The 14,231-nt window shown below is 45.3% G+C and carries 12 protein-coding genes; 9 read left to right on the top strand and 3 right to left on the bottom strand.

All coding sequences use genetic code 11. From position 1 onward, the window contains the following. The first annotated feature begins 125 nt into the window (after positions 1-125). On the top strand, positions 126-3,263 hold the full coding sequence (locus tag AC0VYA_RS02550) for a hybrid sensor histidine kinase/response regulator (RefSeq protein WP_475491022.1): 3,138 nt from the start codon (positions 126-128) through the stop codon (positions 3,261-3,263). A gap of 47 nt (positions 3,264-3,310) precedes the next feature. Here the strand turns inward: AC0VYA_RS02550 and AC0VYA_RS02545 are convergent, their stop codons facing one another. Then, complete coding sequence (locus tag AC0VYA_RS02545) at positions 3,311-3,991, bottom strand: DUF2982 domain-containing protein (RefSeq protein ID WP_475489953.1); 681 nt, start codon at positions 3,989-3,991, stop codon at positions 3,311-3,313. 457 nt (positions 3,992-4,448) lie between these two features. Here AC0VYA_RS02545 and AC0VYA_RS02540 point away from each other — a divergent pair, with 457 nt between their 5' ends. The 4 genes from AC0VYA_RS02540 (at position 4,449) to AC0VYA_RS02525 (ending at position 8,927) form a co-directional block, all read left to right on the top strand. Continuing rightward, positions 4,449-7,124: a reprolysin-like metallopeptidase gene (locus AC0VYA_RS02540; protein WP_475489952.1), complete on the top strand. Its 2,676-nt coding sequence runs from the start codon at positions 4,449-4,451 to the stop codon at positions 7,122-7,124. Continuing rightward, the gene (locus AC0VYA_RS02535) at positions 7,112-7,633 is read left to right on the top strand and encodes a hypothetical protein (protein WP_475489951.1); all 522 of its coding nucleotides are present in this window, start codon (positions 7,112-7,114) and stop codon (positions 7,631-7,633) included. Before AC0VYA_RS02540 ends, AC0VYA_RS02535 begins: the two co-directional genes overlap by 13 nt. Positions 7,634-7,950: 317 nt before the next feature. Then, positions 7,951-8,406 carry a hypothetical protein gene (locus AC0VYA_RS02530; protein ID WP_475489950.1) on the top strand — a complete coding sequence of 152 codons (456 nt, stop codon included), beginning with the start codon at positions 7,951-7,953 and terminating at the stop codon, positions 8,404-8,406. A 182-nt stretch (positions 8,407-8,588) separates the two neighbouring features. Beyond that, positions 8,589-8,927 (top strand): FKBP-type peptidyl-prolyl cis-trans isomerase, encoded by a 339-nt coding sequence (locus tag AC0VYA_RS02525; RefSeq protein ID WP_473477934.1) that lies wholly within the window; start codon positions 8,589-8,591, stop codon positions 8,925-8,927. 111 nt (positions 8,928-9,038) lie between these two features. Here AC0VYA_RS02525 and AC0VYA_RS02520 read toward each other — a convergent pair whose 3' ends face one another. Then, positions 9,039-9,632, bottom strand: a complete 594-nt coding sequence (locus AC0VYA_RS02520; RefSeq protein WP_473477932.1) for a LysE family transporter — start codon at positions 9,630-9,632, stop codon at positions 9,039-9,041. Between the two features lie 117 nt (positions 9,633-9,749). On the opposite strand from AC0VYA_RS02520, the gene AC0VYA_RS02515 reads away from it, so the two are divergent. From AC0VYA_RS02515 to AC0VYA_RS02505, 3 genes are all read left to right on the top strand, one after another. After that, the gene (locus tag AC0VYA_RS02515) at positions 9,750-10,202 is read left to right on the top strand and encodes an Lrp/AsnC family transcriptional regulator (RefSeq protein ID WP_011573413.1); all 453 of its coding nucleotides are present in this window, start codon (positions 9,750-9,752) and stop codon (positions 10,200-10,202) included. Positions 10,203-10,506: 304 nt separating this feature from the next. Beyond that, the gene (locus tag AC0VYA_RS02510; protein ID WP_475489949.1) at positions 10,507-11,568 is read left to right on the top strand and encodes a M12 family metallopeptidase; all 1,062 of its coding nucleotides are present in this window, start codon (positions 10,507-10,509) and stop codon (positions 11,566-11,568) included. Positions 11,569-11,788: 220 nt separating this feature from the next. Beyond that, a complete protein-coding gene (locus AC0VYA_RS02505) occupies positions 11,789-12,505 on the top strand; it encodes an SGNH/GDSL hydrolase family protein (protein WP_475489948.1) in 717 nt (238 codons plus the stop codon). A 60-nt stretch (positions 12,506-12,565) separates the two neighbouring features. On the opposite strand, the gene AC0VYA_RS02500 is transcribed toward AC0VYA_RS02505, so the two are convergent. Continuing rightward, positions 12,566-13,078, bottom strand: a complete 513-nt coding sequence (locus AC0VYA_RS02500; protein WP_475489947.1) for an AAA family ATPase — start codon at positions 13,076-13,078, stop codon at positions 12,566-12,568. A gap of 147 nt (positions 13,079-13,225) precedes the next feature. Between AC0VYA_RS02500 and AC0VYA_RS02495 the strand changes: the two genes are divergently transcribed. Next, positions 13,226-14,230, top strand: coding sequence for an aspartate carbamoyltransferase (locus AC0VYA_RS02495; protein ID WP_475489946.1), 1,005 nt, complete (start codon positions 13,226-13,228; stop codon positions 14,228-14,230). Position 14,231: the final 1 nt, after the last annotated feature.

The following is a 14,231-nucleotide window of genomic DNA, read 5'->3' as shown; positions in this document are numbered from 1 at the left end:
TATAAAGATATCTATGTTAACTACAAAGATTGTCGCCAATTAGCAAAATATTTTCGACGGGCCTTTGGGTTAATTCTAGCTGTGCAGGAGACACTTTGAGGCTTCACGACTTTTTAAAACACCCTATGCAGCTTTGGCTGGCTCTGTTGGTTTGCTTGATGGCCTTGGGGGGGGTATCAACTGGCAATGCCCAACAAGTCGAAAGTCTTGTGCAACTAATCTCTAAAGATCAGGAAGTTAGCCTGTCATCATCTATCAGCGTCATGCAAGAAGACGGCATTGAGCTCAGCGTGACACAAGCCCGAGACATGCTCTCCCAGTTTGTTTGGCACTCAGGCGGCAACCCCAATTATGGTTTTTCTGAACACGGTGTATGGCTATACACCACCTTGAGTAATGTGACTACCACAGACAAATGGGTGGTCAGTGTTGCGTTTTCGCAGCTTGATAATGTCGATATGTACCTGATGCAAGATGGGCAGATTCTTGCTTCGAGTTTTCAGGGCAAGCTAGGCATGAAAACTCACTATCGCTTACCTATGATGAAAGTCGAATTGCCCTATGCACAAACTGTTGAATTGTTTGTGCGCTTGCAGAGCCAGCATAGCAGTTTAGTTGCACCCATTAGCATCCAATCCAGTACTTCTCACGAAATGCAGAGCTTTTATGATAGCTTGTTGTGGGGGTTATTTTACGGTGGCTTGATTATTTTAGCCATATACAATTTGGTGGTCTATTTTGCTCTTCGTGAGTCTAGTTTATTGGCCTATGTTGGGTATATCTGCACAGTCATTGTTTGGCAATTCGTGTGGGGCGGGCACGCCAATATGATGCTCCCCCAAGCATTATCGCATTGGTTCGACACGCATACGGACATCATTTTTGTGCTGATTGGTATTGGCTCTGGGTTATTCACGATTGTGTTTTTAGAAGCCAAAGTTACGGCACCTAAAACACTTCCCTTCATTAAAGTCAGCATCGGGCTTTTAGCGTTAATGGGCTTATGCTCTATGGTGAATTTGTTTCCGCCCGTTTGGCAAAATGCCGCCGTGTATGTTGTCAGTATGCTGGCCATTAGTTGCTACACCTATGCTGGGTTCGAAAGCTACTCAAATCAGTTTTATGCCGCGCGCTATTTTATTTTCGCATGGAGTATTTTAGCCACATGCGCATTAATAGGTATGTTTAGCTTAGTGGATATGCTGCCCTCTAATTTTTTCACTACCTATTGTTTTCAGTTCGGTGTGTTCTTTGAATCCGCATTATTTTCACTGGCCTTGATGGACAAAAGCCGCCACCAACTTGAGATTGAAGTACAGCAAGCAACCAATGATTTACGTAACAATATTGAATTAGTGGAAGAACAAAACGTTCGACTAGATATTGCTCGTAAAGAGGCAGTGGCTGCGAGCAACGTTAAATCTCAGTTTCTGGCTAACATGAGCCACGAAATTAGAACTCCTCTCAATGCAATCCTCGGTTTTAGTAAAGAGTTGCAACAAGGCGATTTTTCTGCCGATAAACGCGACCAAATCAACATTATTAACGCTGCCGCTGACAACCTGATGACCATAGTTAACGACGTGCTGGATGTGTCGAAAATTGAAGCCGGTAAACTCCAAATTAACAGTCATCCTTTTTCAATAAACGAGTTACTCGAAGAGATGATAGGCGTGATGGCCAAATCCGCTCATCTAAAAGGCCTTGAGTTTGTGTATGACATAGAGCCATTGCCACTCAAGCTGATAGGCGACAGCTATCGAATACGCCAGATTCTCAATAACTTGTTGGGCAACGCCCTGAAATTTACCGATACCGGACACATTGGTTTAGCGGCGTCTGGTAAAGTATTAGAGCATGGTATTTTTGAGTTAAACATTAAAATTGAAGACACGGGTATCGGTATAAGCCGAGAAGATAAGCGCAAGCTATTTACCGCATTTTCACAGGTTGATGATGCGCTCAATCGCTCTTACCAAGGCACTGGGCTAGGTTTGGTTATCTGTAAAGAGTTAGTCAAATTAATGCACGGGCAATTGTCGCTGCAAAGCTCCCCTGGTCAAGGCAGTACTTTTAATGTCACTGTTCGCATGAACATTTTAAACACTAAACCCAGTATTTCGCCAAAAAGCGACTGGCAAGATCAAACGGTATTGCTGTACGAGCCTTACCCCAACGCGCGCTTCACTGCCAGTAAATTACTCAAATCCCTGGGGGCAATTGTCACCAGTGTCGACTCAATTGCCTTTTTGCAAACCTGCACAAAAGCTTTTGATTGCATGATATTTTGCATACACCCACATAATCAAGCCGCCAATGAACAGGCCTTTTCTAGCGCAAGCAACATTGTAGCTAAACATAAGGTGTTATTGTGCTCAGGCGAGGACTCTTGTTGCCGCTTTTCTCAATTTACTGGGCAATTTACCCCTCAACTGCGCTTACCTCTGACCCCAGGTAAGCTGAAAGAAATTATGCACAAGCCCACGCATGCACCGGTTAATGAGTTGCAGAAGCGTTTGCAAGATTTGCCTGCAGTTACCGTACTGGCGGTAGATGATATGGAAATGAATTTACGCTTGTTAAGCACGTGGCTTAAGCCATCACGCCTTGAGCTTAAACTCGCGTTCAGTGGTCAAGATGCAGTCAATTTATGCAAAGAAAGCGAATTTGATCTGATATTGATGGATGTGCAAATGCCCAATATGGATGGCTTACAAGCAACCAAACTAATTCGAGAAACGAAACTTAATTTCGGCACCCCCATTATTGCAGTAACGGCCCATGCGTTTAAGGAAGAACAGCAGCGCCTATTAAATAGTGGGATGGACGATTATTTGCCAAAACCTCTCGACCTTTCCGACCTAGTTGATTTGATTAATCGCTGGTGCCATCAAGGGATGGAAGAAGACGAACACATTGAGGTATTTAATTGGCCCTTGGCACTCAAACGCGCCAATCAAAATGTTGACGCTGCCAGAGATCTGTTCAACCAATTCATTAAGCAACTTCCTTCATTCGAAAGCAAATTTGAACGGCTACAGGCGTCCCCTGAACACAATGAACTGCAACAAGTTGTGCATGCACTGCACGGTGTATGCTGTTATACGGGGGCGGTAGCGCTGCATAGCAGTTGTTCAGAATTAGAGAGCCAGTTGAAGCGAGAACAATTTGACAAGGTACCCTCGACTTTGGCCAGACTGATTAACGATGTTAAAGCCCTGCTGAGACAAGAGAAGGACATCAAACACAACATCAGGGACTAGTCATTTCCCCCCTGATGACGTCAAGATGTTAGCCAATACTAAGCAGATTATTTCTGTTGGTTCTGCACAAACTCCTGGCACTCACGCAATAGCGTAACGAACTCTTGCTCACTGCGGTCAAGCTCAGACACGTTGATATACAAGTCGTAACCTAATCGTTCACGCAACTTTGTCATTCGGTTAGCTAGCATGGCCTGTGTGCCAGTAAGCACAGTTCCATCGGGTAACTTATGTTTATCATCTTCTACTAGGTTAGCACTGAAACTCAGTCCTGAGGCACTGTCAGCTTTATCCCCTAATAACAGCAGAGAACGCTGTTCCATCAACAAATGAATCATCAACTTGATCGGTGTTGTGGTTAAAAAGGGCCGATAGTCTTTAAGTTTTATGCCCACCAAGCTCAAATCTTCAAGTGCTAAGTCTCGATGCGCGCGAGGGACGTCAATACGTTGGATATTGTGCCAACTCACATGCCATTGTCCTTTTCGATGCTGGTAACAAATAGAATCATGGGATAATTCTAAGCTGAAAATAGGCTCACGAAATTTAAACCAAGCAATCAACAGTGCCACTATTGAAGCACTCGTCACAAACACACCGGCCAAAAAGAATGCCTCGGGCATCCAAGCGAAAATACCTGCAGCCACAAAAATACCCGTAACACCGAACAAACTGGTGGTGAGAACATTACGTTTCGCAGAAGCGCGGATCTGTATTACATCTTGCATTTTGTTCCTTTATTTAACCCCAAAACCAGAAGTACATCACTGCCATGAGTATGCCCCACAGAATGATATAGCGCATGCGCATACATTTTGGACAATCTGTTTTTAACATGCTGAACAAGGTGACTTTTGTCGGTCGCGCATCACGCTTTGTTGTTGGCATAAGCTTTATTGCTCGGGTCGATAGAATAGGGATATTCTACCTGATTCCCGTGTTGGTAAAATACGCTATTTGCTAATTCATACTCTGTTCAGCCAGTAAAACTCAAGATTTGTGATACAAGTTTCACGATTTATCACTAGAATAAGGCTCGTGTAACTGTTCAGGCTTAACCTTTTTGTTGGGTCGGTATCAAGTGAAGTAGAACAAGCAAGGATCAGACTGTTCTTTAATTTTAAGCTGGCCGCTTAGCTTAATCGGGACGCTTCCCGAAAGCAGTCAATTGTTCAAGGTTGTTTTATGCAGGTAGTAAACAAATACAATTTCAGTAAATTTGCCCAACGTATGTTACTTATCGCCGCCTCTGGCATCGGTGCACTTAGCGCAGGCACTGCTAGTGCTGAATCATTGTGGGTAGCTTCAGCCCAAGCTAAATTTAGCGCTGAGGACACCGCGCCAAAAGTTGCCGTCGTTAAAGGTAACTATCAGTCCCTTGCCAGCGACTCATTGCAACAACGTTTCTCAGATAAAACCGCCGCTATCACCTTAGCTCTGCCCTTGCCTGATGGCACCTACGCTGACTTTACACTCACGCCTTCTCGCGTGATGTCAGACGATTTAGCTGCACGCTACCCTCAGTTTATGTCATACGATGCGGTGCAAGTGAATGCTCCGCAAAATGTTGGCCGTTTCAGCCTGACTCATAAAGGGCTGACGGGTATATTTCGTCAAAATGGTCAGTGGGCGTTATTAAGCCCAGTTTACGAAAAAAACGATGAACAATATGTTAGCTATTATTACCTCGACTCTGACGGCAAAAGCCTGCTACCACAAGGTATGGATGATTCAATTGTCACCCTTTCAGCGCAGGAAGAAACCAACACCGATTTAATCACCGCTCAGAAAACCACAGGCGACACCCTAACCACCTACCGTTTAGCCCTCAGTGCTACTGGCGAATACACTCAAGCAGTAGGTGGAACAAAAGCCGACGCAGTGGCAGAAATGATCACTTTGGTCAACCGAGTGAATCAGATTTTACTGGTGGATACTGCCATACAATTTGAGTTGATTGATAACGAAGATATTATTTATACAGATGCCGCTACTGACCCCTTTACCAACAGTGATGCAAACGAAGATTTAGACACCAATCAACAAGTCATTGATGATGCTGTAGGCTCTAGCAATTACGATATAGGGCATTTACTTGCCACTAATCCAGGCGGGCTAGCGTTCGTTGGCGTAGTATGTTTGAGTACTCACAAAGCCAGAGGATATACAGGCAATACTTCTCCCCAAGGGGAGCGCTTCTATATTGATTTGGTGATCCATGAATTGGGCCACCAACTGGATGCGGAACACTCTTTTAACGCACAAGATTTTGACTCCTGTGACGAAGAACAGCGCAGTAGTTCGAGCGCATTTGAACCGGGCAGTGGCTCTACAATTATGTCCTACGCAGGTATATGCGGCACTCAGAATTTACAAAACACCAGTTCACCTTATTTCCACGCGGGCTCAGTAGAACAAATACGTGACTATGTTGAGACAGGACGCGGCCGACTTTGTGGCACCACAAGCAGTTTGAACAATGCTGCGCCACAAGTCTCTGTGACCTCAACAAATTACTCTATTCCAGCGAACACGCCGTTTATACTCGATGCACAAGCAACTGATGATGAAACACTAACCTATACCTGGGAGCAAATTGATGCCGGTGGCGACACGGGTGGAACGGCCACCGCCAGCGACATGCGCAGCGATAATGGCGCGAATCCACTGTTTCGCTCGTACTCTGCAGTCAGTGAGAGCTATCGTTATTTCCCTGCTTTAGAGGATGTGTTGGAGAATACCGTTAGTTTTGGTGAGGCTTACCCTACAACCGATCGAGAACTAAACTTTCGCGTTACGGTAAAAGACAATAGAGGCGGCGTAGACACTGCTGACATAATGCTGAGTGTCACAAATACGGGCACCGCATTTGCGGTCACTCAACCCACAGCGACCAGTGTTTGGCAAGGTAATGCAGCTCAAACCATTGCCTGGAATACCGCCAGTACACAAAATGCACCGATAAGTTGCCCCTCGGTAGACATCACAGCAGATTTAGACGGTGATAATACTTTCGACAGTATTCTTATACGCGACACCCCCAATGATGGCGAACAAGTGGTATTTTCACCAAACACCAACACCACCAACGCACGTATAAAAGTCAGTTGTGTTGATAACGTCTTTTACGCTGTAAACCCTGCCAACTTTGCGATTACCCAAGGTGGCTCAAATGTCGCCCCCGTAATTGATGGCCAGTCTGCATTAAATGTCGATGAAGACGACACACTTACCCTGACGTTAACTGCCCTACAAGTCACTGATCCAGATTCTAGTTACCCAGATAACTTCACCTTAGCGTTACAAGTAGGCAGTAATTACAGCATCGAAGATGGTGTAACCCTAGTACCTGATGCGAACTTTAGCGGCGAGCTGTCAGTCTCGATCACAGTCAATGATGGTATCGAAGACTCAAGCGCTTTCCCATTGGTGGTGAATGTTAACCCGGTCAATGATGCCCCACAGGCCAGCGATGACAGCCAAACCGTTGAGCAGGATAGCGCAGCTGCGCTTATCAGTGTGCTAAATAATGATACGGATATTGATGGCGACAACCTCAGCATCAGCGACATAAGTTACACTGGCTCAGGGACTGTTAGCATCAGTGGCAACCAAATTAGTTATCAGCCAGCCAATGGGTTTTCAGGCAATGAAAGCCTGACCTATATTGTAAGCGATGGCATTGCCACCAACATTGCAACCCTGACGATAACAGTTACAGCAACGCCCACGACTACTGCGCCAACGACTGGCAGTAGCTCTGGTGGCGGTGGCTCGTTTAGTTACCTGTGGCTTGGTTTAGTGAGCGTGATGATGTTCATAGGCAGGCGTTCACGTAAGTCAGCAAAATGGGCTTGTTAATTACACGCCTATCAGTGCTTGGCCCTATCATGTTGATTGGGCTGACAAACCTCACTGCTTGCGCTTGTTTCGGCAGTGCAGATACGCCGGAAAATAGCCTAGTTGGGCAAACCGCCGGCGAAATTGCGCCCGCAGCCAACACCGAAGCCAGGAATGCACATAGCGTATCAGGGGCTCAACCCAAAACACCTTCAAGCCAGAACAATGTGAAAATGGATGTACATCCCCTAAGTTGGGTAACAGATGCAGATCCGCTCCACGACGCTAAGCAGGCCATCCACAAGGGCGATCTACGATTACTAGCTTTCGCAGGGCGCGCGATATCCATACCTGGCGTTGATTTAGCCGTGTACCCTTTGGCTCGCATTCAGCAACAGTGTGGCTATCGTACTTTAAAAGGTACAGGAGATACGCTGCGCGTCGGTGAGCAAACATCATTACGCTCAAAAGCACATGACTACGCGGTGATGTACAACCGGAAAGTCATCGCCGCCTGCGTATTACCTTAAAATACCTCATCACTCGTGAAGCACTAAGCCTACCAAGCAACTTGCTTGGTAGCTCCCCATCTTCTCAAAAGTTGCTCAAAAACAGCTCAATTTCTCCCTAAAAATATAATGCCGCGTAAACTTTTTCGAAGCGCGACATATCATTCATACCGCTACACGCTGTATGAGCAGCAAATATAGGTTCACTGTAGTCCTCCTTTTGTTAACGGTACCTTGATTTTTAGCGCCAACTTTGAACTGATTCGCTTGCGACTTTCTCGGCGAACGTTAATACCAAGTCACCTCAGGGTGAGGTGATATTAAAAAGGACAAACAATATGAATAATATAAAAATGGCAGTACTTCCTCGTATGTTGATATGCAGTATGTTGGCATTCGGTATTTCAACCACCGCAGTTGCCCAAGAATCTAGCTACTCATATGGAACCGTATGGGAAGCACATGGCATCAAAATATTGCCAGGGCAATTTGAAAACTATATGGATCATTTGGCGGGAAGCTGGAAGGATGTTTACGAGTTCGCTAAAAAAGAAGGCCATGTGGTGGATTATCATGTTCTGGCAAACAATCATGCGCGAGAAGGTGAGCCAGACCTGATTTTGGTGGTTGAGTATAAAGACTATATCAAGACAGCAGAGTACGAAGCGTTTCAAAAGAAAGTAGAAGAAATGATGTCAACCAACGAGCGCAAAGCAGATAAAGAGTTTGGCGAGCGAGGAACCATGCGTAAAACGCTCAGTTCCAGCCAATATCAAGAGTTGGATCTCAAGTAATCCCCAACTACTCATCAGATGTGGATAACGTGTTATGGCTAGTGAAGCTGGGCACGCTCGCTAGCCCCCCTTCTTTTACATCCATTTTCCCTTTATTATTGTTGATTAAACTGGCGATTGATTATTTCACTGACGCCGGTCTTTTAAAATCCCACTTATTTCATATAGAGCGAGTCATAAACGTGCAACAAGATGTAAAAATTGAAGATTTGGTCGAAGGTAGTGGAAAGGCAGCCGAGCGCGGTGCGCTTATCACGGCGCATTATCGCGGCTTCTTGGAAGATGGCACCGAGTTCGACTCATCCCATAAAAACAACGCACCTTTTCAGGTAGTGCTAAGCAATAAACGTGTGATACAAGGTTGGGTACTCGGCTTGAAAGGTATGAAAGAAGGCGGAAAACGTAAGCTTTGGGTACCTGCAGCTCTTGCCTATGGTGAACGTCAAATAGGTAACATGATCCCGCCCAATTCCGACTTGACGTTCGAAATTGAATTACTCGAAGTGTTGACCCGAGACTAATTTCTAGCATGATTTTGGCTAGTGCGAATCAATACCCATTCCAATAAATCATTCCCCCTCATTCAGTGGTTATTATTTACGGGAATTGGCGTGACTCTGTATTAGCCATAATTATAAAAACACAGGATAAAGAGATAACACCAACAGCCCCGCCATGGTGAAGTTGAACGCCCTAAGGCGCTTGTTATCCGTTAAGAAGCCTTGTATTTTTTGGCCTAAAATTGTCCAGCCACTAATACAGGGGAAATTCACCGCACCAAAAACACCTGAAACCATCACCACAGCTAACACACTTTTCGAGGGTGCATAGACGCTAATAGCCGTTAATGCCATCGTCCACGCTTTAGGGTTCACCCACTGAAACATCACCGCTTGAAAAAAGGTCATCGGCTTTGCATCAGTTGTATTGCTCTGTTTAGCGTTTGAAGCCGTGGCAATTTTATAGGCCAAGTAGAGTAAATAAGTGACACTCATCACTTTTAAAATTTGGTAGGTAACAGGAAACATATCAAATATTTGCATGATCCCTAACCCCACCAGCGCCACCATTAAGGTAAATCCCAGTGACACACCGAACATATGCGGCAATGAACGCTTAACACCATAGTTGGCGCCTGATGCCATCAACATTAAGTTGTTCGGCCCAGGTGTAATTGAAGACACAAGTGCAAACAGCATAAGCGCGGTGAGAATGTCAAACGTCATTGAATGTTGATCCCTGTTAGAGGTGGTTTTACCGAAAAGCGAAGTATGCAATTATAAAGAGCTATGATTGAAATTACTGCGCTATAAACAGCGGAAAACCATGCAAGAGCACAACAAATGAATCTAAAAGACAAATATAACGAAAGAATATTGCATGAACTTAGCCAGCAAGGGAGGATCGCCAATACAGAGCTTGCTGACAAAATTGGCCTATCTGCCTCGGCGTGTTTGCGCCGCGTGCAAGAACTCGAAAATAGCGGTGTGATTAAAGGCTATCGCGCTATTTTAGACAGCGAACTACTCGGTAACGGGTTTATTGCGTACGTTACGGTTGGCTTGGGAAAACATACCAAGGGCTCACAAGATGCTTTTGAGCAGGCGATCGCAAGCGCTGACGAGGTAAAAGAGTGCCATAACGTCACAGGCTCTTTCGAATACATTTTGCGCGTAGAAACAACCAATTTGAAAACCTACAAATCTTTCCACACTGATATTCTGGGCACTTTGCCTCAAGTCAGCACGATCACTACTCATGTTGTTATGGACTCGCCAAAAGATCAGCGCACCTAGTTTAATCGTTTCGATCACATTGGCGCAGATATGAGACCAACAGCGTCTAAAGTAGGCTTATCAAATAACGCTTAAATTGAGTTAAATTAATGGAAGGTTTTGACGCAATGTTCTAGGGTATTATTGTACGCTTACAAGCATGAGTAAGCGCATAGACTGGCGTTTGCGCAGTTTCGAAATACCCGCCTAAACCTAGTGTGAAACAGTGCGTTTCTTGCATACACGACGCGTTTAACCTACTCGCTATTAGCTCTGCGTTATCGCGTCGGCCTGTGTGCTGTTTCTTTTCCAGAAGGATTTGAACATGAAAACATGTGAGCATAGTGCCCCCAGTATCTGTAACTTACCCTTGGTAGAACCCCGTAAACTAGACCCGAATATTGATAGGAATCGCGAATCTTTAGTGCGCTATATCGAAAAAAAATGGGTCAATCACACCGTGTTGCACTACTACTTTATGCAGAACCAAGCCCAACTAGCGGGGCAAGCCAACCAGCTGCAAGCGGTCAGAGAAGCCTTTGATGAATGGAAGAACCTAGGTATAGGCCTAGATTTTATTGAGGTTGCTGACTCAGCCCAAGCAGAATTTAGAATTGGGTTCGCCCCTGGCAGTTCGTGGTCATATGTGGGCAGAGACTGTATCGATCTGGTGCCAAATCACGAAGAGCAAACCATGAATTTTGGCTGGGACCTAACGACCCCTTACGGCCGTGACACAGCGCTACATGAAATTGGCCACGCCATGGGTTTCCCCCACGAACATCAAAACCACAAAGCAGGTATTATTTGGGATGAAAACGCCGTTTATGCAAACTTTGCGGGCTCACCTAATTACTGGGATGATGCAACGACTTACCACAATATTATCCGAAAATTGTCACCACAAGATGCTACTGGTTCCCCTTGGGACCGAGATTCTATCATGCATTATCAATTTGATGCTGGCCTGATCCTTTCCCCTGCGGAGTATCAACAACAGCCCCTTATTCCTGCTCCTGGGTTGTCAGAAATGGACATACAAGAAGCGCTTAAGTTTTACCCAGACAATAGTGTTGCTCAATGGCCTGAACTAGCGCCCTTTCTATCCCAAAAGCTCGACATTACTCCCGGCCAGCAGTTGGACTTTACGATAGAGCCAAATATTAGCCGCACCTATAACATACAAACTTTCGGCACAATGGATACCGTCATTGTGCTGTTCGAAGATGACGATGGCGAGCCTATTTACTTAGCAGGGGATGACGATAGCGGCACAAATTATAATTCGAAAATAACCCTCAGATTGATTAAGGGCCGGCGCTACTACTTACGTTTACGGTTATACAGCGCAGGCGCATCCGGCGAAGGTGGTGTGATGCTCTGGTAAAAGGAATGTAGCCAGTTTTTTAACAGATCATAACTGGCTAAATTCCTTGAGTGCAGCTATTTTTTACGGCCAATCTAGTCGCTTAATCGTGCTTATTAAGCACTTATCACCATCGCCTTATGCGACTAATTGACTACCTTTAAATGCCCCTATAAGGCTTGCTCCCAATGGCGTTGCTTTATAGGATGTCCACCGCCTATTGACTTAACATGGACGTGCTATGCTCTATCACCTTGCTTCTGTTTTTCTCGCTTTACTGTTCATCATACAGGGGAAATACGTCAGGCGAGTAACGCCTAAATTACCCGAGCCGGAGGGGTGTCGAGAAGGCACATTCGGCAGTGGCCCCCCGTTGTCGCTATTGATCATTGGCGACTCAGCCGCCGCTGGAGTCGGGGTTGAATTACAGCGATACGCCTTGGCGGGCAACATGTTAAATACTCTTGGGCCACATTACCAAGTTGCTTGGAAGCTCATGGCGAAAACGGGGGATACTTCCGCAGAATTACTGAAAAAAATCCAACACATTGAATCTACTCAAGCGTATGAAACGGTCGTTATCTCTATTGGCGTGAACGACGTAACTGGGCTTACATCGTCTCGTAAATGGTTAAGCAATCTTGCTTTCATCTCCCAAGCCTTACAGGATAAATTCGGCGCAAAGCGCGTACTTTTTTCAAGCCTGCCACCTATGCATTTATTTCCAGCTTTACCCCAGCCCTTGCGTTGGTGGTTGGGCGTTAGAGCCAAGCACTTAAATGATCTTGCAGAAAAATTCTGCCAAACCAATCCCCAATGTCATTTTGTCAGTGCCCCCTTCCCCATCGATCGGCGCTTTATCGCTGATGATGGCTTTCATCCTGGTGCCCTTGCCTATCAATTGTGGGGCGAATACTTGGCACGCGTATTACAAGAAAAACTCATTCGACATGCATGAGTAACATACGATAAAACATATATATCATCACCATACGTTACGTAATATGCCTTTCTATCGTCATTCCGCGCTATTTGCGACAATCCGTTTTTTGTTGCCTTGGTAAGCGTCAAACAGAGTTTTGTGCGCGGCTAATGAAAATGTATCACTGCGGGCTGCGTAATCAGTGATCCAGTCGATCAACATCGGCAAATTTGCATCTTGCGCTTCTTTAGATGGGTATTTATGCGGCTCCCAAGGTCTGTTTCGGGCATTTTCAACGCAAGCTGCTATCGGTAAATCCATAAAGATTAACTCACTTGCATGGCCAGTAAGCTCGGCGAGTAAATCGCTGTAACAGCCTTCGATAACCCAGTTTTTTTGGGTATGAATAAATGCGTTGATACTGCGCATAGAGTCAGCAACAGGTGCCCGCTCTGATACTTCTGTAGGTAGCCAAGCCAGCGTATCTAGATCCAGATGCGCGATGTTCAATGTACTGGCTAAGTGCTTTGCCAAAGTAGATTTACCTGATCCAGAATTACCAAATATGATAATACGTTTTGGCTCGCTAGTGTATGTACTCGTAGTCATCCTTGGAAGCCCGTTAAAATGATTGGCGATTAAAATTAATTTATCACGGCTTAATGACAAATTGACGATTCATTACAATAGATTTCGCCCTATTCATCATAAGTTTGATAAAATCCTCGCGGTTTTCTCAACATAGGCGCAGGGCAAATGAAATTCGAAGGTAGTCATATTCTTTCCGTTAATCAGTTCGACCGTGAATCGATAGAACGCGTATTCGATGTCGCTAATCAAATGGCGCCCTATGCAAAACGCCAAAAACGGACCACGGTACTTGATGGTGCGATCCTCGGAAATTTATTTTTCGAGCCTAGCACACGTACTAGAGTCAGTTTCGGTACCGCTTTTAACTTACTCGGTGGTGAGGTACGTGAAACCACTGGTATGAGTAACTCCGCGTTGGCCAAAGGCGAGTCTTTGTACGATACCGCTCGTGTACTCAGTGGCTACTCCGATATCATCACTATGCGCCACCCTGATTCAGGCTCAGTCGCTGAATTTGCCCAAGGTAGTCGTGTGCCAGTGATAAATGGTGGTGATGGCGCTAACGAGCACCCTACGCAAGCCCTTCTTGATTTATATACTATTCAAAAAGAACTGCTATACCATGGCGGCAACATTGACGGCCTGCATATCGCTATGATTGGTGATCTGAAATATGGCCGAACCGTACACTCGTTAAGTAAACTACTTTGTCTGTTCAAAAATATTCGCTTTACGCTTATTTCACCCAAAGAGCTGGCAATGCCGGATGCGATTCTAAGTGCCATTGAAAATGCGGGGCACAGCTACACTATCAGTGAAACCCTAGAGGGTAACTTTGATGCGGATATCTGCTATCAAACCCGAGTGCAAGAAGAACGATTTGGCTCACAAGAAGAGGCAAATTTGTACCGGGGGAAATTCCGCTTGAATCAGCAAATTTATACCAAGCACTTTCAATCTAAAACAGTGATTATGCATCCGTTACCGCGAGATTCACGCACGGAAGCCAATGAGTTAGACAACGATTTAAATATGAACCCAAATCTGGCCATCTTTCGCCAAACCGACAATGGCGTACTGGTAAGAATGGCGTTGTTTGCCTTGACCTTAGGGGTTGAAAATATCGTTAGCAAATTCGACAAAGAAGTGCATTGGTACAACGGCCACTAGC

It is taken from the genome of Paraglaciecola sp. QJM3NY_14, assembly GCF_056173245.1.
The sequence above is the reverse complement of the archived record's forward strand: the minus strand, read 5'-3'. Positions and strand labels throughout refer to the sequence as shown.